This window comes from Sphingomonas sp. SAFR-052 (genome assembly GCF_051965015.1).
Classification (GTDB): Bacteria; Pseudomonadota; Alphaproteobacteria; order Sphingomonadales; family Sphingomonadaceae; genus Sphingomonas.
The window spans coordinates 246,724-270,456 of sequence record NZ_JBQCMO010000004.1 but is presented as its reverse complement, the minus strand read 5'-3'; the positions used below and the strand labels follow the sequence as shown (position 1 = coordinate 270,456).

The following is a 23,733-nucleotide window of genomic DNA, read 5'->3' as shown; positions in this document are numbered from 1 at the left end:
CCCCGACCGCGAACCCGTCCGCCCCGCAAGGCCAACCTCGTGGGCTATGAAAAGGGCGCCGGGATCGCTCCCGACGCCTCCTCTCAACCCAAGCGCGACGTGGCGAAGCCAAGTCGTCGGTCCTCGCCCGTGGGCGAGGCCGGCCGACAGCGCCTGTGGTACGCTTGCGTGCCACCGGTTGCCGGCACGGCAACCTCAGGCGCTGTAGTACATATCATATTCGACCGGGCTCGGGGTCATTTCCCAGCGAGCCACTTCGCCACGCTTGATCTCGATATAGGCTTCGATCTGGTCCTTCGAGAACACGTCGCCCTTCAGCAGATAGTCGTAATCGGCTTCGAGGCTGTCGAGCGCTTCGCGCAAGCTACCGCACACGGTCGGGACCTGCGCGAGTTCTGCCGGCGGCAGGTCGTACAGGTTCTTGTCCATGGCCTCGCCCGGATGGATCTTGTTCTGGATGCCGTCGAGGCCGGCCATCATCAGCGCCGCATAGGCGAGATACGGGTTGGCCATCGCGTCGGGGAAGCGGACTTCGACGCGCTTCGACTTCGGGCCCGTGCCATACGGGATGCGGCACGATGCCGACCGGTTGCGCGCCGAATAGGCGAGCAGCACCGGCGCTTCGTAACCGGGAACCAGGCGCTTGTAGCTGTTGGTCGTCGGGTTGGTGAAGGCGTTCACCGACTTCGCATGCTTGATGATGCCGCCGATGAAATACAGGCACATGTCCGACAGGCCGGCATAGCCGTCACCCGCGAACAGCGGCGAACCACCGTTCCAGATCGAGAAGTGGGTGTGCATGCCCGAGCCGTTATCTTCCTTGATCGGCTTCGGCATGAACGTCGCGGTCTTGCCATAGGCATGGGCGACCTGATGCACGACATACTTGTAGATCTGCATGCGATCGGCAGTCGTGGTCAGCGTGCCGAAGGTCAGGCCCAGTTCGTGCTGCGCGGCGGCGACTTCGTGGTGATGCTTGTCGCAGGGCAGGCCCATTTCGAGCATGGTGCTGACCATCTCGCCACGGATGTCGACGGCGCTGTCGACCGGGGCGACCGGGAAATAGCCGCCCTTGGCACGCGGGCGGTGACCCATATTGCCGGCTTCGTACTCGCGACCCGAATTGCCCGGCAGTTCGATGTCGTCGATCTTGTAATAGCTGGTCGAATAGGTGTTTTCGAACCGGACGTCGTCGAACATGAAGAATTCGGCTTCCGGTCCGACATAGACGGTGTCGCCGATGCCGGTGGTCTTCAGATACGCCTCGGCGCGCTTCGCAGTCGAGCGCGGGTCGCGGGCATAGAGTTCACCGGTCGACGGCTCGACCACGTCGCAGAAGATGACCAGCATCGGCGTCGCCGAGAACGGATCGGTATAGACCGCGTCCAGATCGGGCTTGAGCACCATGTCGGACTCGTTGATCGCCTTCCAGCCCTCGATCGACGAACCGTCGAACATCAGGCCGTCGGTCAGCTCGTCCTCGCCCAGGATCGACGCGACCATGGTCAGGTGCTGCCACTTGCCCTTGGGATCGGTGAAGCGAAGATCGATCCATTCGATCTCCTCGTCCTTCACGCGCTTCAGGATGGTGCTGGCGGAAGTAGCCATCGAAAACTGCCCTTTCTGATTAAACCCCGCATTCCGACGCAACGTATCGTGCCGGAACGCCCCTCGATTCGAAACTTTGCTGCGTTGCGTCAGATCGCGTCGTCGTTGCGCTCACCGGTGCGGATGCGCAAGGCGGTCTCGACCGGAATGACGAAAATCTTTCCGTCGCCGATGCGGCCGGTCTGCGCGGCCGCCGCGACCGCCTCCACCACGCGCTCGGCCAGCCCGTCCTCGACCACGACTTCCAGCTTCACCTTGGGTAGGAAGTCGACGACATATTCGGCGCCGCGATACAGTTCGGTATGGCCCTTCTGCCGGCCGAAGCCCTTGGCCTCAGTCACGGTGATGCCGCTCACGCCGACTTCGTGCAGCGCCTCCTTCACCTCATCCAGCTTGAACGGCTTGATGATGGCCTCGATCTTCTTCATGCGCCTTGCCGATCCCCTCGGACACCGGCCGGTGTGGCCGTTTACGTCCCGTTAAACAAAGATTGTGCCAACCGGCGATTCGCCTCGGATACGATCATCGGGGATTTGGTCGGGGGTGTCGATATTGCCCGCAGAAGGGGCAGGGTGCCGGTTTTTCGGGCAGTAGATTTCCTCCCCGGCACGGGTAGGGCAACCGCCGCGAAGCGGTGGTGGAGAGGGGTGTCCTCCTCCACGAAGGACGCGGTTGGGGACATGCCCCTCCACCAGCCTGCGGCTGGTCCCCCTCCCCGCGAGCGGGGAGGATTTCTTACAGATACGGCGGCTTCGTGAAGCCCTTCGGACTAAGCGTAAAGATCTCGCAGCCATCCTCGGTGATGCCGATCGAATGCTCGAACTGCGCCGACAGCGACCGGTCGCGGGTCACTGCTGTCCAGCCATCGTCGAGCATCTTCACGTCGGGCCGGCCGATATTGATCATTGGCTCGATCGTGAAGAACATGCCCGGCCGCAGCTCCGGCCCGGTCCCCGGACGCCCGGCATGGATCACCTCGGGCGCGTCGTGGAACAGCCGCCCCAGCCCATGGCCGCAGAAATCGCGGACGACGCCGTAACGATGCGCCTCGGCATGGCGCTGGATCGCATGCGCCACATCGCCCATGCGGTTGCCGGGCTTCGCCTGTTCGATGCCGATCATCAGGCATTCATAGGTCACGTCGACCAGCTTGCGCGCCTTGATTGGCACATTGCCGACCAGATAGGTGCGGCTGCTGTCGCCATGCCAGCCATCGAGCAGTGGCGTGACGTCGATATTGGCGATGTCGCCGTCCTTCAGCGTCCGGTCCGACGGGATGCCGTGGCACACGACATGGTTGATCGAAATGCAGGTCGAATGGGCATAGCCGCGATAGCCGAGCGTCGCCGGCACCGCGCCGCCCTCACGCATCAGGCGATAGATGATCGCGTCGAGCTCAGCGGTGGTGACGCCGGGCACGACATGCGGCGTGATTTCGTCGAGGATGTGCGCGGCCAGCCGCCCGGCGCGACGCATCCCTTCGAATCCGGCGGCGTCGTGCAGCTTGATCGCGCCGGTCCGGGCCAGCGGCATGTCGGTGGTGACGGTCTGATATTCGGTCATGCCCCACATATAAGCGAGGAAGTGGTGCTAGGCGAGGGCGGGCGCCCACGCTATGTCCGCGCGCATGACCGACCGCATCTGGACCGCCGCTTTGATCGTCATCGGTGACGAGATCCTGTCGGGCCGGACGCAGGACCGGAATATCGCGCAACTCGCCACCTGGCTGAACGTGCAGGGCATCCGGCTGGGCGAGGTCCGGGTGGTCGCCGATCACGAGGAAGCGATCGTCGAGGCGGTCAACACCTTACGCGCACGCAACGACTATGTCTTCACCACCGGTGGCATCGGCCCGACCCATGACGACATCACCGTCGATTCGATCGCGGCGGCGCTGGGCGTGCCCGTCATCGTTCATCCCAAAGCGCGCGCGATCCTTGAATCCTATTACGAGACGCGCGGCGGCCTCACCGACGCCCGGTTGCGCATGGCCCGCGTGCCCGAGGGCGGCGATCTGATCGAGAACCGCATGTCGGGCGCCCCGGGCATCCGCATCGGCAACATCTTCATCATGGCCGGCGTGCCCCACATCGCCGCGGCGATGCTCGACAGCCTGACCGGCACGCTGGAGGGCGGGCGACCGGTCGTCTCGGCAACGCTCGGCTGCTGGGTGGGCGAAAGCGAGGTCGCCGAACTGTTGCGCGACGTCGAACGCGCCCATGATGGCGTAGCGATCGGCAGCTACCCGTTCTTCCGCGAGGGCCGCACCGGCGCGAACTTCGTCGTCCGCGCGACCGATCCGGGCGTGGTCGACGCCTGCATCGCCGATTTGGCCGATAGATTGCGCGCCGCCGGACGCGAACCGGTGACCGGCGGAATCTGAGCAAAGCGCAGTTGCAAGGCCGCGGTCCTCCCGATATGTCGGACTAATAACCTATCAGGAGAGTGACGTTGGCTAACGCCCCGACCCGCATCGCGTTGGCCGGTATCGGCAAGATCGCGCGCGACCAGCATATCCCGCACATTGCCGCCAGCCCCGATTTCGAACTCGTCGCCGCCGTCACCGGCCACACCCCGCCCGACGGCGTCCCCGGCTTCAAGACCATTGACGAGATGATGGCGGCGATGCCCGACGTGCAGGCGATCTCGATCTGCACCCCGCCGCGCGGCCGGCTGAACCTGATCCAGCAGGCGCTCGACCACGGCCTCGACGTCATGATCGAAAAGCCGCCCGCCGCGACCCTGTCCGAAGCGCAGGCGTTCGCCAAGGCCGCCGAAACCGCCGGCAAATTGCTCTTCGCCACCTGGCACTCGCGCGAAGCCGCTGCCGTCGAACCGGCCCGCGCATGGCTCGCCGAGCGCAATATCCGCCGGGTCGAGGTCAATTGGAAGGAAGACGTCCGCGTCTGGCATCCGGGACAGGCATGGATTTGGGAACCGGGCATCGGCGTGTTCGATCCGGGCATCAACGCGCTGTCGGTCATCACCCGCATCCTGCCGCGCCCGCTGCTGCTCGACACCGCCGAACTGCGTTTCCCCTCGAACCGCGACGCGCCGATCGCCGCGGATCTCGACTTCACCGACACCGCCGGGGTGCCGGTGCGCGTCGAATTCGACTTCGACCAGACCGGGCCGCAGACCTGGGACATCGATGTCGAAACCGACAACGGTCATCTGAAGCTGTCGATGGGTGCCTCGCAGATGGCGGTCGATGGCGTCGCGGTCGATGTCGGTGACGAACCCGAATATGCCCGCCTGTATCGCCGCTTCGCCGAATGCCTGCGCGACCGGGTCAGCGACGTCGACCTGTCGCCCTTCGTCCATGTCAACGACGCGTTCCTGCTGGGCCGCCGCGTGACGGTCGGCGAATTCAGCGAGTAATCTTGCCAAGCTGCCATGGTCGTGGAAGACTTCGCGACCATGGCAGCGATAACGTCCTTCCTGACGGCGGCGAGCGCGCCGCACCGTTGGGGCGGGCTCGCGCTGGCGTTGCTGGCCCATTGGCTATTCTATTGGTTCACGATCGAACCACGCTATCGTTATGTCTGCAAATGCGCCGAGGACCTGCTCGTTTTCGACGTGCCCTTGTCGAAGGACTCGGTGGCGCCGGCAATCGCTGGACGTGGCGACACGACAGTGACCGCGCCCCGTCCACTCGCTTCGAATGCATCAGCGGCCGCGCATATCCTGTCGACGCTTTCGGCCCTCGAATCCGTGAGCTTCGTCGTCGATGCGGAAGGACGCGTCCGCGACTGTACCATCGATGGCCGGACGCCGAGCGCCAACGATCGCCATTCGATCTGTCGCCGCATCCGTCCGCAGCGGTTCAGCCCGGCCTTGAATGCGGACGGCCAACCAGTGGCCTATATCTTCCCCTGAGCCATTGCCGCCGCGATCGCCTCGCGCGCGCACATCGCCACCGCCTTGCGCCCCATTCCCGCCGGATCGAACGGCGGCAGGAAATGGATGGTCAGCCCGATTTGCCCCCTCCGCGCCAGGACACGCGCGGCATTGGTCGTGCCCGGCTCGTCACCGATCCACGCGACCTCGTGCGCATCGCCATAATCGAGATAGACCGGCTGCACGCGCAATCCCGGCGGCGGCGGGTCGATCGCACCGAGCAGCGCCGCCTTGAACGGCAGCAATTCGCCCGGCCGCGCCGTGGTCCCCTCCGGAAACACCGTCACCGGGTGATCGGCGAGCAACGCCTGTCGCAGCGTATCGATCTGCCGCGCCACCCCCAGCCGATCGCCGCGATCGACGAACAGCGTGTGGTTGAGCGTGCACAGCCACCCGACCAGCGGCGCATCGCGCAACTCGCCCTTGGCGACGAACGCGCTGCCACTTGCTCCGGCAATGGCGAGGATGTCGATCCAGCTCTGATGGTTGGCGAGGTACAGCACGTCGCGCGTGACCGGCGTGCCGACCACGCTAGTCCGCACGCCCACTACCCGCGCGATCGCGCCGAGGAAGCGCGGCGGCCAGGGCGAACGCAACCGCAACAGCCGCCAACTGCCATGCAGCAGCAAATAGAAAAGCAACGTCGCCAGCATCGCCGCCGCGCGCGCCGTCAGTCGCAGGCGCGCGGCAAGCGGCATCGGCTCAGCCCTTGCGTTCGAGGCTGACGCCGTAGAGTTCCATGCGATGGTCGACAAGGCGGAAGCCGAGCCGCTCGGCAATCTGCTTCTGCAGCAGTTCCAGTTCGGGATCGACGAATTCGATTACCCGCCCGCTTTCGACATCGATCAGGTGATCGTGATGCGCCTCGGGCGCGGGCTCGTAGCGGGCGCGACCGTCGCCGAAATCATGGCGATCTAGAATGCCGGCCTCTTCGAACAGGCGCACGGTGCGATACACGGTCGCGATCGAGATGCCCGGATCGATCGCCGATGCCCGCTCATAGACCTTCTCGACATCGGGATGGTCATCGGCTTCGGACAGCACACGCGCGATCACGCGGCGCTGTTCGGTGATGCGCAGCCCTTTTTGTTGGCACAATGCTTCGAGGTCGATCTTGCGGGGCATGCGGTCCTGTACGTCCAAAGAAGGTGCGCCGACACTAACGCGCCGCGCCGCCGAGCGAAAGCCGCTAAGTGGCGCCGGGCCGCCATCGGTGCGAACCGATGCAGCCCGGTGCAGGATCAGCGCGTGCGGCGTTGCGTGCCGAGGCCGATCTTCTTGGCCAGCGTCCGGCGCTGCTCGGCATAGTTGGGCGCGACCATCGGATAGTCGGCGGGCAGGTTCCACTTGGCGCGATACTGTTCGGGCGTCAGGTTGTAATGCGTCATCAGGTGACGCTTGAGCATCTTGAGCTTCCGCCCATCCTCCAGACAGACGATGTAATCGGGCTTGACCGACGCGCGCACCGGTACTGCCGGCTCGGCGGGCGGGGCCGCGGGTTCGGCGGCGGTGCCGAGGTCGTTCAATGCGTCATGTACGCTGCGGATCAGGACGGCGATATCGCCGACTTCGACATGATTATTCCCGACATGGGCGGCCACGATATCCGCCGTCAGGGCAATGAGCGTGTCGTCGCGCTCCGCATGGATGTCCATTCTCTTCCCTCGTTACTCAACCGCACCGGCGGTTCCCGACCGCTATCGGACCAGAATGGAGGTGGTGCAACAATATTCCCGACTTTTTTGGAATGTCGCCGACGTCATTCAGCCTGTGTTTGGTTTCTGGTCAAAACGGGATTGGAAAGCGATCGGACATAGGTATGGGCGTCAAATCGCTCGCCGCCGCGACCGCCATAATAGTTGCGACGCTCGCCGCGTTTTTCGAAACCTTCACTGACATATAGCCGGGTTGCATCGTTTCCGGCCCGCATCTCCAGGCACAGGCGCACCGCACCGCGCGCCTGCGCTTCGTCGGCCGCGTGTTGCAGCAGCGCGCGTCCGATGCCGCGCCCGCGCCGCTCGGGCCGTACTGCCAACAGCAACAGTTCGGCATCGTCGGCAACCGTCCGGGTCAGCGCGAAGCCGGTGAGTCCGTCCGCATCGCGCGCCAGGGTCAGCCAGACGCCGGGCAGCGACAACATGCCCAGGCATTGCGACGCGGTCCACGCTTCGCCGAAGCGCGGATCGAACGCCGCTTGCATCACCCGGTCGACCGCATCGACATCGGCGACGCTGCCCGTCGCCAGCGCGATATCGCCGCGCACGTCGCTCATGCCCGCACGCTCGGCACCGCATCAGGGGCGCGGCCGTAGAGCGGGGCGGGGGGCAGACTGCGCTGTTCGCTGCCCAGCAGCACCGCGTCGGCGGCATCGGGCAGCCGATCGCACGCCGGAAGCGAAGGCTGAACGGTGCGCAATCGAGCCAGCCCCTGACCGACGACCCGCCGCCCCTGCAACGCCGCCACCGCGTCGGCGGGCTTGCGCGAGACGGCGGGGCCATCTGCGTTGAGCGCGGCGTCGAACCCTTGCTGGAACACCTCGCCATGGCCGCCGTCGAGCACCGCGACGATCGCGTCGCCCGGCTGTTCGGTCAGCGCGGCGGCGGCGATCGACGCCAGCGACGAATAGCCATGCACCGGCACGCCCCAGCCGATGCCGAGCCCGCGCGCTGCCGCCAGCCCGACGCGCACGCCGGTGAAGCTGCCAGGTCCGCAATCGACGAGGATCGCGTCGGCACGGCCCTGATCCGGCAGCGCGGCGATCATCGGTACCAGCCGTTCGGCATGGCCGCGCCCGACCACGACATGGTCGTGCGCAATTACCACGCCGTCCTCGATCAGCGCGACCGAACAGGCGGCGGTGGCGGTTTCGATGACCAGCGTGCGCACGTGCCGGTCAGGCGATCCGATTGAACTTGGCGAAGTCGGGACGCGGCGACCGCGGGTGCAGCGTACTGGTGTCGCCATAGCCCAGCGTCGTGATGAAATTGGCGTGGACTGCCGGTGTGTCGGCAAAGAACGCCTTGTCGACTGCCCCGGCATCGAAGCCCGACATCGGCCCGGCATCCAGTCCCAATGCCCGCGCGGCGAGGATCAGATAGGCGCCCTGCAACGACGAATTGCGGAATGCCGATGCCTGCCGCAACTCGGCATTGCCGTCGAACCACGATTTGGCGTCGGTATGCGGGAACAGCTCGGGCAGATGCTCGTGGAACTCGGTGTCCATGCCGATGATCGCGGTCACCGGCGCCGCACGGATCTTGTCCGGATTGGTGCCGCTGGCGCACGCCGCCAGCTTTTCCTTGGCCTCCGCGCTGGTGCACCAGATGATCCGCGCCGGCAGCTGGTTGGCGCTGGTCGGACCCCATTTCATCAGGTCCCAGATCGCCGTCAGGTCGGCCTCGGTGACCGGCTGGTCGGTATAGTGGTTGAAGGTGCGCGCGCTGCGGAACAGCGTGTCGAGCGCCTGATTGTCGAGCTTGGCCATCAGACTGCACGAACCTCCGTAACTTCGGGGACATAATATTTGAGCAGCTGCTCGATCCCGTTCTTCAACGTCGCGCTCGACGACGGGCATCCCGAACAGGCGCCCTGCAACTGCAGATACACCTTGCCCTGGTCGAAGCCGCGATAGACGATGTCGCCACCGTCATTGGCGACCGCGGGACGGACGCGGGTCTCGATCAGTTCCTTTATCTGTTCGACGATGTCGGCATCGGCCGGATCGTCGGCAAAACTCGTCTCTTCCGAAGGAACCAAGAAGCCGGCACTTCCGGTCGGGTTGAACAACGGCATCCGCCCGCCGAAATGATCCAGCATCAACGCCAGCACATCGGGCTTCAGATCGGCCCACTCGCTGCCCGGCGCCTTGGTCACCGATACGAAGTCGCGACCGAAGAACACGCCGACGACATCGCCCAGTGCGAACAGCTGCGTCGCGAGCGGCGATGCCTCGGCCTCTTCGGGGCTGGCGAAATCGCGTGTGCCCGCGTCCATCACGACCTGCCCCGGCAGGAACTTCAGCGTCGCCGGGTTGGGCGTGGATTCGGTTTCGATCAACATGGCGCCCATTTGGCGTCCGCCGGACCGGGGATCAAGGGCGTGGCGGGAAACGGTCCGTTCGCACCGGCAGGCCGCGCGTTGCCTCGATTGTTACGCTCCTGTACGAGCCGGCAACTGCAAGAGGGGAAAGTGCCCGTGATCGAGACGCACCTGGCGAAACTGCGCGCACGCGACACGATTTCGGCGGAGGAGGAACGGGTGATCCGCGACTCGCTGGGCGAAGTGCGGTCGCTGCCCGCCCACAACACCTGCATCCGCGCGGGCGAGCGGCTCCATGCCAGCACGTTGCTGCTCGAGGGAGTCATGTGCCGGTACAAGGATCTGCCTGGCGGCGACCGGCAGATCACCGAGCTTCATGTCGCGGGAGATTTCCTCGACCTGCACAGCTTTTCGCTGAAACAGCTCGACCATAATGTCATGACGCTCACCCCGTGCCGGGTGGTACTGGTCCCGCATGCGAAGCTGAAGGACATTACCGAACAACAGCCGCACCTCGCCCGCGTCTACTGGTTCATCACCGCGCTCGATGCCGCAATCCACCGCGAATGGGAATTGTCGCTCGGCCGACGCAACGCGATCCAGCGTATCGCTCATCTGATCTGCGAGCTGCGCGTCCGGCTGGGGCTGATCGGGGAAGCCGACGATACCGGCTTCGCGCTGCCGTTGACTCAGGCCGATCTGTCCGACTGTACCGGGCTGACCCCGGTGCACGTCAACCGGACGCTGCGCGACCTGCGCGAGCGGGGCCTGATGGATTTCCGCAGCAAGCGCGTGACCATCACCGACCTCGCGGGACTGAAGGCGGTCGCCGATTTCGACGATTCATATTTGTATCTCCGCCGCGAAGACCGCTGATACAAAGATGAGCGGAGGCTGAACGGCGAAGGTCCGACAGCTTTATATTTCGCGTCGGTTGTCGATGCTGGTCGGGGCGTTGCAACGACGCTACACCTTGGCGCATGGCATTTCCGTTCCGCTTGGTCACGGGCGCGTTCTCGACCCTGGCCCTGATCGCCGCGCCGCTCGCTGCGCAGACCCCGCCCGCTTCGCCGGCGCCCTCCCGCCAGCTTCCACCGCTCGAACCGGTGGCACAGGGACCCGACACGCCGTGGCTGTTCAAGGGCAGCGACATTCCGCCCGACCGGTCGTGGACGTACGGCGTGCTGTCCAACGGCCTGAAATATGCGGTGCGCAAAAATGGCGTGCCGCCGGGGCAGATCGCGATCCGCGTCGCGATCGGTGCGGGCTCGTTGATGGAAACCGACAGCGAACGCGGTTTCGCCCACCTGATCGAGCATCTCTCGTTCCGCGGCTCGGCCTATGTCCCGGACGGCGAATCGAAACGGGTATGGCAACGGCTCGGCGTCACCTTCGGCTCCGACAGCAACGCATCGACCAGTTTCACCCAGACGGTCTACAAGCTCGACCTGCCCTCGGCGACGCCCGCCGGCCTCGACGAGAGCATGAAGATCCTGTCGGGCATGATGACCGAACCGACGCTCAGCCAGGCGGCGCTCGACGCCGAACGGCCGGTCGTCCTGTCCGAACAGCGCGAACAGCCCGGGCCCCAGGTACGGCTGGGCGATGCGACCCGCGCGCTGTTCTTCGCCGGACAGCCGCTCGCCGACCGCTCGCCGATCGGCAACGTGGAGACGCTCCAGGCCGCCACCGCCGCCAGCGTGAAGGCGTTCCACGACCGCTGGTATCGCCCCGACCGTGCGATCATCGTCATCGCCGGCGACGCCGACCCGGCGATCCTCGAAGCGATGGTGAAGAAGCATTTCTCCGCCTGGACCGGCACCGGCCCGGCACCCGCCGAACCGAAATTCGGATCGCCCAAGGCGAATGAGCCGGTCGCGGCGACGGTCAGCGAACCGACCATCCCGACGCTGTTGCAGATGGCGGTGCTGCGGCCATGGACGGTCGGCGACGACACGATCCTGTTTAATCAGGAGCGGATGGTGGACCAGATTGGGTTGCGGATACTCAACCGGCGGCTGGAGAGCCGGGCGCGCAGCGGAGGAAGTTTCATCTCCGCGGGCGCCAATCTCGACGACGTATCGCGATCGGCGAACATCACGCAGGTGTCGATCCTGCCGCTGGGCGACGACTGGGCGGCGGCGCTGCGCGACGTGCGACAGGCGATTGCCGACGCGATCAGCACCCCCCCGACCCAGGCCGAGATCGACCGCGAAGTCGCCGAGATCCGCGCCGGCATGGAAAACGAGGTCCGCACCGCGCCGGTGACGGCGGGCGCGCTGCTCGCCGACAATCTGATCGCCGCGACCGATATCCGCGAGACGGTCGCCGGGCCGGAGACGTCGCTGCGTATCTTCGAAGGGGCGGTGACCAAGAAGTTCTTCACCCCGGCACGCGTCCAGGCGGCGACGAAGAAGGTGTTCGAGGGCACCGCCACCCGCGCGCTGGTCAACACCCGCACCCCCGATCCGACGACGCTGGCGAAACTGACTGCCGCGCTCAATGAAAAGGTCACCGGCACCAACGCCAAGCGCAGCGGGCAGGCGGCGATCGGCTTCGATCGCCTTCCGTCGCTCGGCAAGCCTGGCACGATCACCACGCGCAGCATGGCGCTGGCCGATCCGCCGGTCGAGCGCGTCGATTTCGCCAATGGATCGTCGCTGCTGCTGTTCCCCAATGAATCGGAGACGGGCAAGGTCTATGTCCGCGTCCGTTTCGGCCGGGGGCTGAACGCGTTGCCGACCGACCGCCGTACCCCGGCCTTCGCCGCCGATCTCGCGCTGGTCGCATCGGGCATCCAGACGCCGAAGGGCGTGCTGGGGCAGGAGGAGCTCGACCGGCTGACCGGCGGGCGGCAGATCGGGCTGTCGTTCGGAATCGACGACGACGCGTTCATCATGGCCGGGACCACCACCGCCGCCGACCTGACCGACCAGCTGAAGCTGATCGCCGCCAAGCTGCAATCGCCCGCCTGGGACCCCAAGCCGGTGGCACGCGCGCGAGCGGTGATGCTGGCGAGCTATGACGCATTGGGCGCTTCGCCCGATGGCGTCATGGGCCGCGATCTCGAAGGACTGCTCCACGCCGGCGACGCGCGCTGGGTCAGCCCCGACCGCAAGGATATCGAGGCGTTGACCCCGGCCAGCTTCAAGGCGTTCTGGGCGCCCCTGCTCGCCACCGGCCCGGTCGAGGTGCAGGTGTTCGGCGACGTGACCCAACAGGCGGCGATCGATGCGGTCGCCGCGACGATCGGGGCGATGGCCAAGCGCACGGCGGACACCAGCCCGCCACCGCCGGTCCGCTTCCCCGCGCATGTCGCCCAGCCGGTGACGCGCACGCATAGCGGCCAGCCCAACCAGGCGGCAGCGGCGATCGCTTGGCCCACCGGCGGCGGCAGCGCCGGCCTAACCGAAAGCCGCAAGCTGGAGGTGCTGGCGGCGGTGTTCCGCGACCGGCTGCTCGACCGGCTGCGCAGCCAGGCGGGGGTCAGCTATTCGCCGAACGTCGACAATAACTGGCCGGTCGGCCTGCCCGGTGGCGGGCGGATCATGGCGATCGGCATGGTGCCGCCCGATCGGACCGGCTTCTTCTTCGACCTCGCCCGCGAACTGGCCGCCGATCTGGTCAAGACGCCCGTACCGGCCGACGAACTCGACCGCGCCAAGCTGCCGGTGATCCAGCTGATCGCGCGCATGTCGAGCGGCAACATGTTCTGGATGAACCAGACGCAGGGCGGCACACGCGATCCGGCGCGGCTGGCGGCGATCCCCGGCATCATCAACGACATCCGCGGCACGACGCCCGAGGAACTGCAGGCGCTAGCCGCGAAATATCTGGTGCCGTCGAAGGACTGGTCGATGGCGGTGGTCCCGGAGAAGAAATAATCCTCCCCGGCACGGGGAGGGGGACCGCCGCGAAGCGGTGGTGGAGGGGGGCTTCAACAATCGCATCGCCTGCGGACACCCCCCTCCACCATCCTGCGGATGGTCCCCCTCCCCGTGCCGGGGAGGAGCTTCAGGCCGTCGCCCGCGGCCGAACCGGCGCCCCGGCCATCACTGCCAGTCCCCAGATTGCAAACCCGCCCAGCGCCAGCCCGGCCCCGACCACCCCGGTCGACGTCCAGCCATAGCCAGCGGCGATCGCCAGCCCGCCGGCCCATGGCCCGATCGCATTGGCGGTGTTGAACGCCGAATGATTGAGCGACGCGGCAAGGCTCTGGCCGTGCTCGGCAATATCCATCAGCCGCGTCTGAAGCACGGTGCCGAGCGCCCCGCCGATGCCAATCAGGAACACGATCACCAGCATCGACCACAACTGCCCCGCCGCCAGCGGATAGAGCGCCAGCGTCACCGCGCTCCACAGCAACAGCGCCCCGGCGGTCGGCATCAGCGCGCGGTCGGCGAAACGCGGCACGACCAGATTGCCGACGGTCATGCCGATGCCGAACACCGCCAGCACGACCGGCACCATCGCCGCCCCCGCGCCGGTCACCTCGATCAGCGTCGAGGCGAGATAGGTATAGACCGCGAACATCCCGCCGAAGCCGATCGCGCCGATGCCGAGCGTCAGCCACAACTGGCCCGAACGCAGCACACCCAATTCGGCCAGCGGACTGGCGGTGCGGTCGGGCCGGTCGTGCGGCGCGGCCCAGGCGACCATCGCCATCGTCGCCGCCGCCAGCACCGCCACCACGCCGAAGCCCCAGCGCCACCCGATCGCCTGTCCCAGCGCATTGGCCAGCGGCACGCCGACGATCGTCGCCGTCGTCAGCCCGAGCATGACCCGCCCGACCGCCTGCGTCCGCTTCTCCGCCGGCACCAGCGACGCCGCGACCAGCGCCGCGATCCCGAAATAGGCACCATGCGGCAACCCGCTGAAGAACCGCGCGACCAGCATCGCCTCATAGGTCGGCGCCAGTGCGCTTGCCGCATTGGCGATCCCGAAACATGCCATCAGCACGATCAGCACCGTCCGCCGCGCCATCCGCGCGGTCAGCACCGCCAGCAGCGGCGCGCCGACCACCACGCCCAGCGCATAGGCACTGATGACATGCCCCGCGGTCGGTTCATCGATGCCGAGCCCCGGCGCGAAGAACGGGACGAGGCTCATCGTCGCGAACTCGGTCGTCCCGATCGCGAAGCCGCCAAGTGCGAGCGCGAGATGGACGAGGGCAGGGTTACGGGTCACGGGCACGCTCCTTGCTGCGACGCAGCATTTCGAGCGGGCCATATGGTAGGGGATGGCGATCGATCAACCGGTCAAACGGCTATCCATACGTATTCGTCATTTTAGGGCCTTGAGGATGCCTCGGGCGGCTTCGCCGTAGAAGGAGCTAATATCGAACCACAATTCGCGACCTTTGCCATCGGCATCGGTACCCATCAGCATGTCGAACATCCTCCCATCCTGTTCGATCAGCGCCTGCCCATGGGTTCGCACGCCGAGCTTGCGGGCGATCCGATATTCTTCAGCGACGCTGTCGACTTTGTAGGCGGTTGCCGCCGACGCGCCATCACGACCGACATTCACCTTTTCCAGCCGACGCGGCAGTCGCGGATCGACCAGTTCGGCCGGCGTTCCGGTGAACGCGAGAAGGAGAGCCAGCAGCATGATCTTTTTCCCCGGTTTTTGCGAAGGCTGTCGCAAGCGGGTCTTGCCGTCAATCGGAAAGGGTGATGCTGCCGCGAGTTATTCTATTTGAATCGATGGGGTATGGCGGGGCGCGTTTGAACGTTGACCCAGCGGGGCCTTTGCAAAGTGCCTACGCCGATCGCAGAACCCTTCGATACCCCGGTAAAGGCGAGACCCCTTCGAACGTCCACTACCTGTCCCCGGACCCTTGCGTACCCCCGCGGAGGCGGGGGTCCAGCGCCACGCACAACAAAGGCTTGCGAATGTGGTCCTGGGTCCCCGCCTCCGCGGGGACACGGGGTAGCGGACCTTCGGCAGGGCTTCGCAAGGGCGGGACCCGGGATGGAGCCCGGCGTGACGATCTGGCTGCTGGGTAGCGTCTAAGACCTTCCGAGCGCCACCGGCCTGCAAACGCCTTTCCTACAGCCCGGATCGCATGCGATGCGCGAGGCGCGCTCTCTCTCACCGTCGATCCCGCATATCCCGCCGTCGCCAGCCGAGCGCGCGCCGCGCAACATGTGCGCGAGTGTGAACCTCGTGAACTTTGGCGCTCCGTCACCCCCGGTACAGCGCGTCGAGCCGCTCGCCATACACCTGTTTCAACACATGCCGCCGGATCTTCAAACTCGGCGTAAGTTGCTGATTCTCGATCGTGAACGGTTCGTCGGCGATGATGAAGCGGCGGATGCGTTCGGTGACCGACAGGTCCTTGTTGACCCGCTCGACCGCCGCACCCAGCAACGCGCGATAGTCGCTGTCCTCGCGCAGCCGGGCGAAGTCGCAGCGGGCGCCGCCCTTCGCGCAGAATTGCTGCGTCCATTCGGCGTCGGGCACGATCACCGCGACCATGTACGGCCGCCGGTCGCCGGCAATCATCGCCTGCGCGATCTCGTCCTGCAGGGTCAGCATCCCCTCGACCTTTTGCGGCGCGACATTGTCGCCCTTGTCGTTGACGATGATGTCCTTCTTGCGATCGGTGATGCGGATGCGGCCCTTGTCGTCAATCTCGCCGATATCGCCGGTGTGCAGCCATCCGTCCTTCAGCACGCGCGCGGTCTCCGCCTCGTTGCGCCAATAGCCGTGCATGACCAGCTCGCCGCGCACCAGGATCTCGCCGTCTTCGGCGATGCGGACCTCGGTTTCGGCGAGCGGCGGGCCGACCGTGTCCATCTTGACCCCCGCCGCCGGGCGGTTGCACGAAATGACCGGCGCGGCTTCGGTCTGGCCATAGCCCTGGAGCAGGCACAGTCCCATCGAGTCGAAGAAATTGCCGATATCGGGGTTGAGCGGTGCGCCGCCCGATACCATCGCCTTCAGCCGTCCGCCGAACCGCTTGGCGACCTTGGGCTTGAGCAGCGTGTCGACCAGCAGCTTGGCAGGACGGTCGGTCAGGCGCGGGCCGCCCTCGCGACCGCCGATCTCGATCGCTTGGTCGAGCAGCCACGCCGATAGCCGCCCCTGTTTCTGCACGCCCTTCGTGATCCGCGTGCGCAGCACCTCGAACAGGCGCGGGACCACGACCATCAGCGTCGGGCGCACTTCCTCGATATTGCTCGCCAGCTTGTCGAGCCCTTCGCTGTAATAGATTTGCCCGCCGACCCCGATCGGGAAATACTGCCCGCCGGTATGTTCGTATGCGTGGCTGAGCGGCAGGAACGACAGGAACACTTCGTCGCCCCAGCCGAAATCCTCGGCAATGACGACGCAACAGCCATTGACGTTGTGCAGGATCGCACCGTGATGCTGCATCACCCCGCGCGGGGACCCGCCGGTGCCGGAGGTGTAGATGATGCAGGCAAGGTCGTCGCGGGTGAAGTCGGCCTGCGCCGCGACCTGCGTCGGATCGGCCGGGTGCCGCGCGATCAGGTCGTGCCAGTCGTGGAATTCGAGGCTGCCCTGCTGCGCGGTCTTCATCGGCTCGATCGTAATGATCTTTTCCGACGAATTGGTCGCGCGCAGCGCGGCGGGCAGGACGGTGCGCGCCAGCTTCTCGGTCGATACGATGATCGCGCAGGCGCCCGAATTCTCGATGATATGGCCGTGGTCGCGCACGGTATTGGTGACATAGGTCGGCACGGTCACGCACCCCGCCGCCATGATGGCGAGGTCGGAGATGCACCATTCGGGCCGGTTCTCGCTGACCAGCATCACCCGGTCGCCGCGTTTCAGCCCGATCGCCTTCAGCGCGGTCGCGAGCGATGCGACTTGTCGTGCCGCCTCGGCCCAGCTGATCGACACCCACTCACCGCCGGTCTTGCTCCACAGGAACGGCGCGTCGCCGCGCTCGATGGCGCGGGTAAAGAACATCGTGACCAGATTGGGGAATCGTTCGAGTTGCCGGGCCATTCGTCGTCCTTCTCCTGGCTACAGGGTGTAGGCAGACGCTACGGCCTCGGCAATGTCCGAACGTGGCCCGAACGCGGGTGACGGGGCGGATCGTCTTGGGTAGACACGGCGGCCATGAGGAAACTGACGATCGCCGCCGCCCTGCTCGCCACCTTGTCGCTGGGGGGCTGCAACCTGCTGCCGTTCGGCAAGCGCGATATCGCGACCCCCGTCGCCCCGGCCGCGCCGGTCGCGGGACAGCAGCAGAAGTTCGTGGTGTCGGCCAATCCGCTGGCGAGCGAGGCGGGCATGGCGGTGCTGCGCCGCGGCGGCAGCGCGGTCGACGCGGCGATCGCGGTGCAGGCGATGCTGTCGCTGGTCGAACCGCAGAGCTCGGGCATGGGCGGCGGCGCGTTCATGACCTATTTCAATGCGAAGACCGGCAAGGTCGAAATCTATGACGGGCGCGAGGTCGCCCCGGCGGGTGCCACGCCGACGATGCTGATGGGGCAGGACGGCAAGCCGCTGCCCTTTGCCGAGGCGGTGCTGGGTGGTCGTGCCACGGGCGTGCCCGGCGCGGTGCGGATGCTGGGACAGGCGCATGCCGATCATGGCGCGCTGGCGTGGGGCCAGCTGTTCGACGATGCCGAGCGGACCGCGCGCAAGGGCTTCGTCATCTCGCCGCGGCTCGGCCGGTTCCTGACCGGGCGCTTCCCGCAGTTGCAGGCGGAGGATGTCCGCCGCTATTTCCGGGGGAAGGGCGGGGCGCTGGCCGCGACCGGCGACGAGATCAGGAACGGCGCCTATGCCGATTTCCTGAAGCGGCTGGCGAAACAGGGGCCGGACGCGCTCTATACCGGCGAGACCGCGAAACGCATCGTCGCGCGCACGACGACAGGTACGCTGCCCGGTACGATGACGCTCGCCGACCTCGCCGGCTATCGTGCGATCAAGCGCGATCCGCTGTGTGCCAACTGGCGTGTCTATATCGTCTGCACCCCGCCGCCGCCCTCCAGCGGGGTCGGGCTGATCGAGCTGCTCGGCATTCTCGGCCGCACCGATATCGACCGGCGCGGACCGAACGACCCGCAAAGCTGGTATCTCTTCGCCGAAGCGAGCCGGCTGATGTACGCTGATCGCGACCTGTATGTCGGCGATCCGAAGTTCGTGAACGTGCCGGTCGCCGGGCTCTTGGCGCCCGCCTATCTGTCGGAACGCGCGAAGCTGATCGGCGCGACCGCCGGTCCGGCCCCGGCGGCGGGTGTCCCGGCTGGCGCGGTGACCGCGGCAGCGGACACGACCCGCGAACCGGCGGGGACGTCGCACTTCATCGTCGGCGATGCGGCGGGCAATGTCGTGTCGATGACGACCACGGTCGAAAGCATCTTCGGCAGCGGGCGGATGGTCGACGGCTTCTTCCTGAACAACCAGATGACCGATTTCGCCTTCTCCCCCGTCGACGCGCAGGGTCGCGCCGCCGCCAATGCGGTTGCACCCGGCAAACGGCCGCGATCGTCGATGACGCCGCTGGTGATGATCGACCGGCAGGGCAAGTTCGCGGGTGCGCTGGGGTCGGCGGGCGGCAACGCCATCCTCGCCTATGTCGGCAAGTCGCTGATCGGCGCGGTCGAATGGAAGCTGCCGATGCAGCAGGCGCTGGCACTCCCCAACCTCGTCGCGCGCGGCGACAGCTTTCAGGGAGAGGTGACGAAATTCTCGCCCGAAATCCTGAGCGCGCTCGCCGCCAAGGGTATCCGCTTGCAGCCGGGGCAGGGCGAGGATTCGGGCCTGCACGGCGTGATCGTGCGTGACGGCAGGATCGACGGCGGCTTCGACCCTCGGCGTGAGGGCAAGGTGATTGTCGAGTAGGTTCGTTCACGCGGAGGCGCGGAGGAGAACCCTTATTTCCTCCGCCGCACCTGCGCGAAATGCTCGGCCCGCTCCAGCAACAGCGCCAAATCCTCGCGCGCGATGTCATAGGCATCCGGCGTCTCCGCCAGCGCTGCGTCGATGTCCTCTACCCGAACCCCGCCCGGCTCGACCGCCGCGGCGATCGCGACCGGCGACGCCGGTTCGTGCGGATAGCTGAGCGCGGTCATCTGGTGATAGAAGATGCCGATCGACACCAAAGCGATCGAATTGATCCCGACCGGCGCGAAGGCGAAGGCATAGCCCGCATCGTGAATGCCCGCGCTGCCGATCACCGCGGTCAGCGCCGCCGCCCCGCCCGGCGGGTGCAGGCAGCGGCACAGCGACATGGCGAGGATCGCGCAGCCGACCGCGACCCCGGCGGCGAGCGTGACGTTCGGGATCGCCTGAAACACCGCCACGCCGACCAATGTCGACAGGATGTTGCCGCCGACCACCGGCCATGGCTGCGCCAGCGGGCTGGCCGGTACCGCGAACACCAGCACTGCCGATGCGCCGAGCGGCGCGACGATGATCGGCAGGTCGCCCTTGATCCACGGCACCTGCGAACACACGACCATGGTCAGCGCGATGCCGATCGCGGCGCCAATACAGGCGACGACCCGCCGCCCGAAGCCGGCATTGGCGAGCAACGGCCGGAACAGCCGGATCACAGCCCGTCGACGATCCGCCGCGCCAGACCCGGCCCTTCATAGACCAGCGCGCTGTACAGCTGGACAAGGCTCGCGCCCGCATCCAGCCGTCGCCGCGTTTCGTCCGCCGACCCGATCCCACCGGCCGAGATCAGCGGGATCGCGCCGTCCGCGATCTCGCGCGCCTCGATGAGCTTGGCGAGCGCCAGTGGGGCAAGCGGCGCGCCCGACAGCCCGCCGGTCTCCTTCGCATTCGCCGACCGCAGCGTGGTAGGCCGCGAGATGGTGGTGTTCGACACGATCACCGCATCCACCCCGCCATCGACCGCCGCACGGATCGCGACCTCCAACCCGTCGCGCGACAGATCGGGCGCGACCTTCAGGAACAACGGTACGCGCTTGCCCCCGACATGGCGCGCTGCGTCGCTGGCAGCGATCAACTGGCCCAGTTCAGGCTGCGATTGCAGGTCGCGCAGGCCCGGCGTGTTGGGGCTGGAAATGTTGATGGTGACATAGTCGGCCAGCGGCGCCGCCTTCGCGACCGCCGTCCCGTAATCGGCAATGCGGTCGGTCGAATCCTTGTTCGCGCCGACATTGATGCCGATGATGCCGGGGCGGGGGGTGAGCGCTGCGACCCGCGCCAGCGCCGCGTCAATCCCGCCATTGTTGAACCCCAGCCGGTTCACCACGCCCTTGTCCTCAGGCAGGCGGAAGATGCGGGGCTTGGGATTGCCCGGTTGCGGCTTCGGGGTCAGCGTGCCGACCTCGACGAAGCCGAAACCGAGGCCGAGAAAGCCCGTGACCGCGCGCGCATCCTTGTCGACACCCGCCGCCAGCCCGACCGGATTGGGAAAGCGGATGCCGGCGACCGTCACCGCATGCGCGTCATCAGTGCCCGGCGCCATTGGCGTCCCGGCCTTCCCCCATGCCTCCAGCATGGCGATCGTCAGCGAATGCGCGCGTTCGGCGTCGAGGGCGAAGAGGAGCGGGTGATACCAGGCCATGTGCGGCGCTCTATCGTCGGCGGGCGTCGGAAGGAAGATTCGGTTTCACGCGAAGGCGCGGAGGCACGAAGAAGATCGGTTCGCGCCGAGGCGCAGAGGTCGCAAAGGGGTTGCTCTTGGGATTTCCGGCCGACCCTGTAGCGGACCAGCTATTTCGTCGCCCCAGCGAAGGCTGGGGCATTCTGCGGCGAGGCGCACGCCATTATCGGAGAGATCCCAGCCTTCGCTGGGATGACGTGTGCGGCAGAAGAGAAGCGTCGAAGGCTCCTGGCACCCCCTCTGCGTCCTTTGCGCCTCTGCGCGAACCAATCCTGTTCTTTGCGCCTTCGTACCTTCGCGTGAAACCGAATCCTTCCCGTCCCAAACAATCGATCACAACGATCGAAACAAACCCGGTTGACCTTACGCCCCGCCACGACCACATGCCAATCCGACCGGAATGATCCGATTAAGGACCAGATGCGCCTTTCCAGCCTTGCCGACTATGCCGTCGTCCTACTCGCCGCCACCGCGCGGCGGGGTGGGGATGCGCGCGCGACGGCGACCGTCCTGGCGGAGGAGACCGGCCTGCCGCTGCCGACCGTGCAGAAGCTGGTCAGCCGTTTGTCCGCCGCCGGGCTGATCGAAACCGGGCGCGGTACCGGCGGCGGTTTCCGCCTTGCCCGCGCGCCCCACGCGATCGACCTGGCGCAAATCATCGAGGCGATCGAGGGGCCGATCGCGCTCACCACCTGCGTCGATGCCGCGCGGCATGATTGCGCGGTGGAGACGAACTGCATGATCCGACCCCATGCCGGCACGGTCAACGCCGTGGTCCGGGGCGCTCTGGCGGGCGTGACGCTCGCTCAACTCGCGAACACCGGGGCGATGCCCCAAGAGGTAGTGTGATGGCCACCAAGAATGCCGAGGCGCTCGCCGCCGCGAACAAGAAGTACGAGTGGGGTTTCTCCTCGGACATCGAACAGGACTTCGCGCCCAAGGGGCTGAGCGAGGATACGGTCCGCTATATCAGCGCCAAGAAGAACGAGCCCGAATGGATGCTCGACTGGCGGCTGAAGGCGTTCCGTCTGTGGCAGACGATGGAGGCGCCCGACTGGTCGAAGCTGAACATCGATCCGATCGATTATCAGGACGCCTATTATTACGCGGAGCCGAAGAAGAAGCCGACTTTGTCGTCGCTCGACGAGGTCGATCCCGAAATCCTGCGCGTCTACGAAAAGCTCGGCATCCCGATCGAGGAGCAGAAGGTGCTCGCCGGGGTCGAGGGATCGCGGAAGGTCGCGGTCGACGCGGTGTTCGACAGCGTGTCGGTCGCGACGACGTTCCGCAAGGAACTCGAAGCCGCCGGCGTCATCTTCCGTTCGATCAGCGAAGCGATCCGCGAATATCCTGACCTCGTCCGCAAATGGCTGGGCAAGGTCGTACCGCAGCGCGACAACTTCTTCGCGACGCTGAACAGCGCGGTCTTCTCGGATGGCACCTTCGTCTACATTCCGGAGGGCGTTCGCTGCCCGATGGAGCTGTCGACCTATTTCCGGATCAACGCCGAGAATACCGGCCAGTTCGAACGCACGCTAATCGTCGCCGACAAGGGCAGCTATGTCAGCTATCTCGAGGGCTGCACCGCGCCGATGCGCGACGAGAACCAGTTGCACGCGGCGGTCGTCGAACTGGTTGCGCTGGACGATGCCGAGATCAAATATTCGACCGTCCAGAACTGGTATCCCGGCGACGAGAACGGCAAGGGCGGCATCTACAACTTCGTGACCAAGCGCGCGCTGTGTCAGGGCAAGAACTCGAAGGTATCGTGGACGCAGGTCGAAACCGGTTCGGCGATCACCTGGAAATATCCGTCCTGCGTGCTGGCCGGTGAGAACAGCGTCGGCGAATTCTATTCGGTCGCGGTCACCAACAACCGGCAACAGGCCGATACCGGCACCAAGATGATCCATTTGGGCAAGGGGTCGCGTTCGACCATCGTGTCGAAGGGGATCAGCGCCGGTCGCAGTGACAATACCTATCGCGGGCTGGTGCGCGTCGGCCCCTCGGCAGAGGGCGTGCGCAACTTCACCCAGTGCGACAGCCTGTTGCTCGGCGACCAGTGCGGCGCGCACACCGTGCCGTATATCGAGGTCAAGAACCCCTCGGCACAGATCGAGCATGAAGCAACCACCTCGAAGATTTCCGAAGACCAGATGTTCTACGCGATGCAGCGTGGGCTGGATTCGGAGGCGGCGGTTGCGCTGATCGTCAACGGCTTCGCGCGCGAGGTGCTGCAGCAGCTGCCGATGGAATTCGCGGTCGAGGCGCAGAAGTTGCTCGGCATCAGCCTCGAAGGGTCGGTGGGGTGATTCTGCTCGCACTGGCGCTACAGGCGGTCGCGCCGACCGCGCCCTATGCCGAATGCCTGTCGGAGCGGATCAATACCGATCCGCGCATGGCCAAGCCGCCGACCGAGGCGGCGGCGCGGGTCGCAATTTTCGACGACGCCGCGAAGGGCTGCGCGGCCGTCCGGGCGAAGGTTGCGAAGGCGCATGCTCCGATGCTCGACAAGATCGATGCGTCGATGAAGGCGGTGCTGACCAACCCGGATGCCGCCGAGGCCGAGTTCGGCACCGAACCGGTCGCTGGCGAGACGCCCTAAGCTTTTGAGATACGCGGGCGCG

24 protein-coding genes are annotated in these 23,733 nt (G+C 66.3%); 9 read left to right on the top strand and 15 right to left on the bottom strand.

What is annotated here, in order from left to right:
- Nucleotides 1–195: 195 nt before the first annotated feature.
- The 3 genes from glnA to map all read right to left on the bottom strand — a co-directional run bounded on the left by glnA (nucleotide 196) and on the right by map (nucleotide 3,171).
- Nucleotides 196–1,608, bottom strand: coding sequence for a type I glutamate--ammonia ligase (gene glnA, locus ACTHQV_RS09145; RefSeq protein WP_440489752.1), 1,413 nt, complete (start codon nucleotides 1,606–1,608; stop codon nucleotides 196–198).
- A gap of 89 nt (nucleotides 1,609–1,697) precedes the next feature.
- Nucleotides 1,698–2,036, bottom strand: a complete 339-nt coding sequence (locus tag ACTHQV_RS09140) for a P-II family nitrogen regulator (protein ID WP_440489750.1) — start codon at nucleotides 2,034–2,036, stop codon at nucleotides 1,698–1,700.
- Nucleotides 2,037–2,343: 307 nt separating this feature from the next.
- Nucleotides 2,344–3,171 (bottom strand): type I methionyl aminopeptidase, encoded by an 828-nt coding sequence (gene map, locus ACTHQV_RS09135; RefSeq protein WP_440489748.1) that lies wholly within the window; start codon nucleotides 3,169–3,171, stop codon nucleotides 2,344–2,346.
- Nucleotides 3,172–3,235: 64 nt separating this feature from the next.
- On the opposite strand from map, the gene ACTHQV_RS09130 reads away from it, so the two are divergent.
- The 3 genes from ACTHQV_RS09130 (at nucleotide 3,236) to ACTHQV_RS09120 (ending at nucleotide 5,487) form a co-directional block, all read left to right on the top strand.
- A complete protein-coding gene (locus ACTHQV_RS09130; RefSeq protein ID WP_440489747.1) occupies nucleotides 3,236–3,991 on the top strand; it encodes a competence/damage-inducible protein A in 756 nt (251 codons plus the stop codon).
- A 68-nt stretch (nucleotides 3,992–4,059) separates the two neighbouring features.
- On the top strand, nucleotides 4,060–4,989 hold the full coding sequence (locus ACTHQV_RS09125; protein WP_440489746.1) for a Gfo/Idh/MocA family protein: 930 nt from the start codon (nucleotides 4,060–4,062) through the stop codon (nucleotides 4,987–4,989).
- A gap of 39 nt (nucleotides 4,990–5,028) precedes the next feature.
- Nucleotides 5,029–5,487, top strand: a complete 459-nt coding sequence (locus tag ACTHQV_RS09120) for a hypothetical protein (RefSeq protein ID WP_440489745.1) — start codon at nucleotides 5,029–5,031, stop codon at nucleotides 5,485–5,487.
- On the opposite strand, the gene ACTHQV_RS09115 is transcribed toward ACTHQV_RS09120, so the two are convergent.
- The 7 genes from ACTHQV_RS09115 to ACTHQV_RS09085 all read right to left on the bottom strand — a co-directional run bounded on the left by ACTHQV_RS09115 (nucleotide 5,472) and on the right by ACTHQV_RS09085 (nucleotide 9,567).
- Nucleotides 5,472–6,206 (bottom strand): lysophospholipid acyltransferase family protein, encoded by a 735-nt coding sequence (locus ACTHQV_RS09115; protein WP_440489744.1) that lies wholly within the window; start codon nucleotides 6,204–6,206, stop codon nucleotides 5,472–5,474. The genes ACTHQV_RS09120 and ACTHQV_RS09115 overlap by 16 nt on opposite strands.
- Nucleotides 6,207–6,210: 4 nt before the next feature.
- Entirely contained in the window at nucleotides 6,211–6,633 is a 423-nt protein-coding gene (locus ACTHQV_RS09110; RefSeq protein WP_056004519.1) for a Fur family transcriptional regulator, read from the bottom strand.
- A 116-nt stretch (nucleotides 6,634–6,749) separates the two neighbouring features.
- Nucleotides 6,750–7,163, bottom strand: a complete 414-nt coding sequence (locus ACTHQV_RS09105) for a MucR family transcriptional regulator (protein ID WP_440489742.1) — start codon at nucleotides 7,161–7,163, stop codon at nucleotides 6,750–6,752.
- A gap of 104 nt (nucleotides 7,164–7,267) precedes the next feature.
- The gene (locus tag ACTHQV_RS09100) at nucleotides 7,268–7,780 is read right to left on the bottom strand and encodes a GNAT family N-acetyltransferase (protein WP_440489741.1); all 513 of its coding nucleotides are present in this window, start codon (nucleotides 7,778–7,780) and stop codon (nucleotides 7,268–7,270) included.
- Nucleotides 7,777–8,394, bottom strand: a complete 618-nt coding sequence (gene tsaB, locus ACTHQV_RS09095; RefSeq protein WP_440489740.1) for a tRNA (adenosine(37)-N6)-threonylcarbamoyltransferase complex dimerization subunit type 1 TsaB — start codon at nucleotides 8,392–8,394, stop codon at nucleotides 7,777–7,779. The genes ACTHQV_RS09100 and tsaB overlap by 4 nt, the downstream gene beginning before the upstream one ends.
- A 7-nt stretch (nucleotides 8,395–8,401) precedes the next feature.
- A complete protein-coding gene (locus tag ACTHQV_RS09090) occupies nucleotides 8,402–8,992 on the bottom strand; it encodes a malonic semialdehyde reductase (RefSeq protein ID WP_440489738.1) in 591 nt (196 codons plus the stop codon).
- Nucleotides 8,992–9,567 carry a NifU family protein gene (locus ACTHQV_RS09085; RefSeq protein WP_440489736.1) on the bottom strand — a complete coding sequence of 192 codons (576 nt, stop codon included), beginning with the start codon at nucleotides 9,565–9,567 and terminating at the stop codon, nucleotides 8,992–8,994. Before ACTHQV_RS09085 ends, ACTHQV_RS09090 begins: the two co-directional genes overlap by 1 nt.
- A gap of 135 nt (nucleotides 9,568–9,702) precedes the next feature.
- Between ACTHQV_RS09085 and ACTHQV_RS09080 the strand changes: the two genes are divergently transcribed.
- Entirely contained in the window at nucleotides 9,703–10,422 is a 720-nt protein-coding gene (locus ACTHQV_RS09080) for a Crp/Fnr family transcriptional regulator (RefSeq protein WP_440489734.1), read from the top strand.
- Between the two features lie 104 nt (nucleotides 10,423–10,526).
- Complete coding sequence (locus tag ACTHQV_RS09075; protein ID WP_440489732.1) at nucleotides 10,527–13,430, top strand: M16 family metallopeptidase; 2,904 nt, start codon at nucleotides 10,527–10,529, stop codon at nucleotides 13,428–13,430.
- A gap of 130 nt (nucleotides 13,431–13,560) precedes the next feature.
- On the opposite strand, the gene ACTHQV_RS09070 is transcribed toward ACTHQV_RS09075, so the two are convergent.
- The 3 genes from ACTHQV_RS09070 to ACTHQV_RS09060 all read right to left on the bottom strand — a co-directional run bounded on the left by ACTHQV_RS09070 (nucleotide 13,561) and on the right by ACTHQV_RS09060 (nucleotide 17,523).
- Complete coding sequence (locus tag ACTHQV_RS09070) at nucleotides 13,561–14,775, bottom strand: MFS transporter (RefSeq protein ID WP_440489731.1); 1,215 nt, start codon at nucleotides 14,773–14,775, stop codon at nucleotides 13,561–13,563.
- Nucleotides 14,776–14,829: 54 nt separating this feature from the next.
- Nucleotides 14,830–15,156 carry a hypothetical protein gene (locus tag ACTHQV_RS09065; protein WP_440489729.1) on the bottom strand — a complete coding sequence of 109 codons (327 nt, stop codon included), beginning with the start codon at nucleotides 15,154–15,156 and terminating at the stop codon, nucleotides 14,830–14,832.
- A gap of 576 nt (nucleotides 15,157–15,732) precedes the next feature.
- Nucleotides 15,733–17,523, bottom strand: coding sequence for an AMP-dependent synthetase/ligase (locus ACTHQV_RS09060; RefSeq protein WP_440489728.1), 1,791 nt, complete (start codon nucleotides 17,521–17,523; stop codon nucleotides 15,733–15,735).
- 114 nt (nucleotides 17,524–17,637) lie between these two features.
- Here ACTHQV_RS09060 and ACTHQV_RS09055 point away from each other — a divergent pair, with 114 nt between their 5' ends.
- Nucleotides 17,638–19,371 (top strand): gamma-glutamyltransferase family protein, encoded by a 1,734-nt coding sequence (locus ACTHQV_RS09055; RefSeq protein ID WP_440489727.1) that lies wholly within the window; start codon nucleotides 17,638–17,640, stop codon nucleotides 19,369–19,371.
- Nucleotides 19,372–19,403: 32 nt separating this feature from the next.
- Here the strand turns inward: ACTHQV_RS09055 and ACTHQV_RS09050 are convergent, their stop codons facing one another.
- A complete protein-coding gene (locus ACTHQV_RS09050) occupies nucleotides 19,404–20,081 on the bottom strand; it encodes an HPP family protein (RefSeq protein ID WP_440489944.1) in 678 nt (225 codons plus the stop codon).
- Nucleotides 20,081–21,067: a quinone-dependent dihydroorotate dehydrogenase gene (locus ACTHQV_RS09045; protein ID WP_440489726.1), complete on the bottom strand. Its 987-nt coding sequence runs from the start codon at nucleotides 21,065–21,067 to the stop codon at nucleotides 20,081–20,083. Before ACTHQV_RS09045 ends, ACTHQV_RS09050 begins: the two co-directional genes overlap by 1 nt.
- 459 nt (nucleotides 21,068–21,526) lie before the next feature.
- Here ACTHQV_RS09045 and ACTHQV_RS09040 point away from each other — a divergent pair, with 459 nt between their 5' ends.
- From ACTHQV_RS09040 to ACTHQV_RS09030, 3 genes are read left to right on the top strand one after another with little or no spacing between them, the layout of a single operon-like run.
- Entirely contained in the window at nucleotides 21,527–21,955 is a 429-nt protein-coding gene (locus tag ACTHQV_RS09040; RefSeq protein WP_440489724.1) for an RrF2 family transcriptional regulator, read from the top strand.
- Nucleotides 21,955–23,418 (top strand): Fe-S cluster assembly protein SufB, encoded by a 1,464-nt coding sequence (gene sufB, locus ACTHQV_RS09035; protein ID WP_242116085.1) that lies wholly within the window; start codon nucleotides 21,955–21,957, stop codon nucleotides 23,416–23,418. Before ACTHQV_RS09040 ends, sufB begins: the two co-directional genes overlap by 1 nt.
- On the top strand, nucleotides 23,415–23,711 hold the full coding sequence (locus ACTHQV_RS09030; protein ID WP_440489722.1) for a hypothetical protein: 297 nt from the start codon (nucleotides 23,415–23,417) through the stop codon (nucleotides 23,709–23,711). Before sufB ends, ACTHQV_RS09030 begins: the two co-directional genes overlap by 4 nt.
- Nucleotides 23,712–23,733 lie beyond the last annotated feature (22 nt).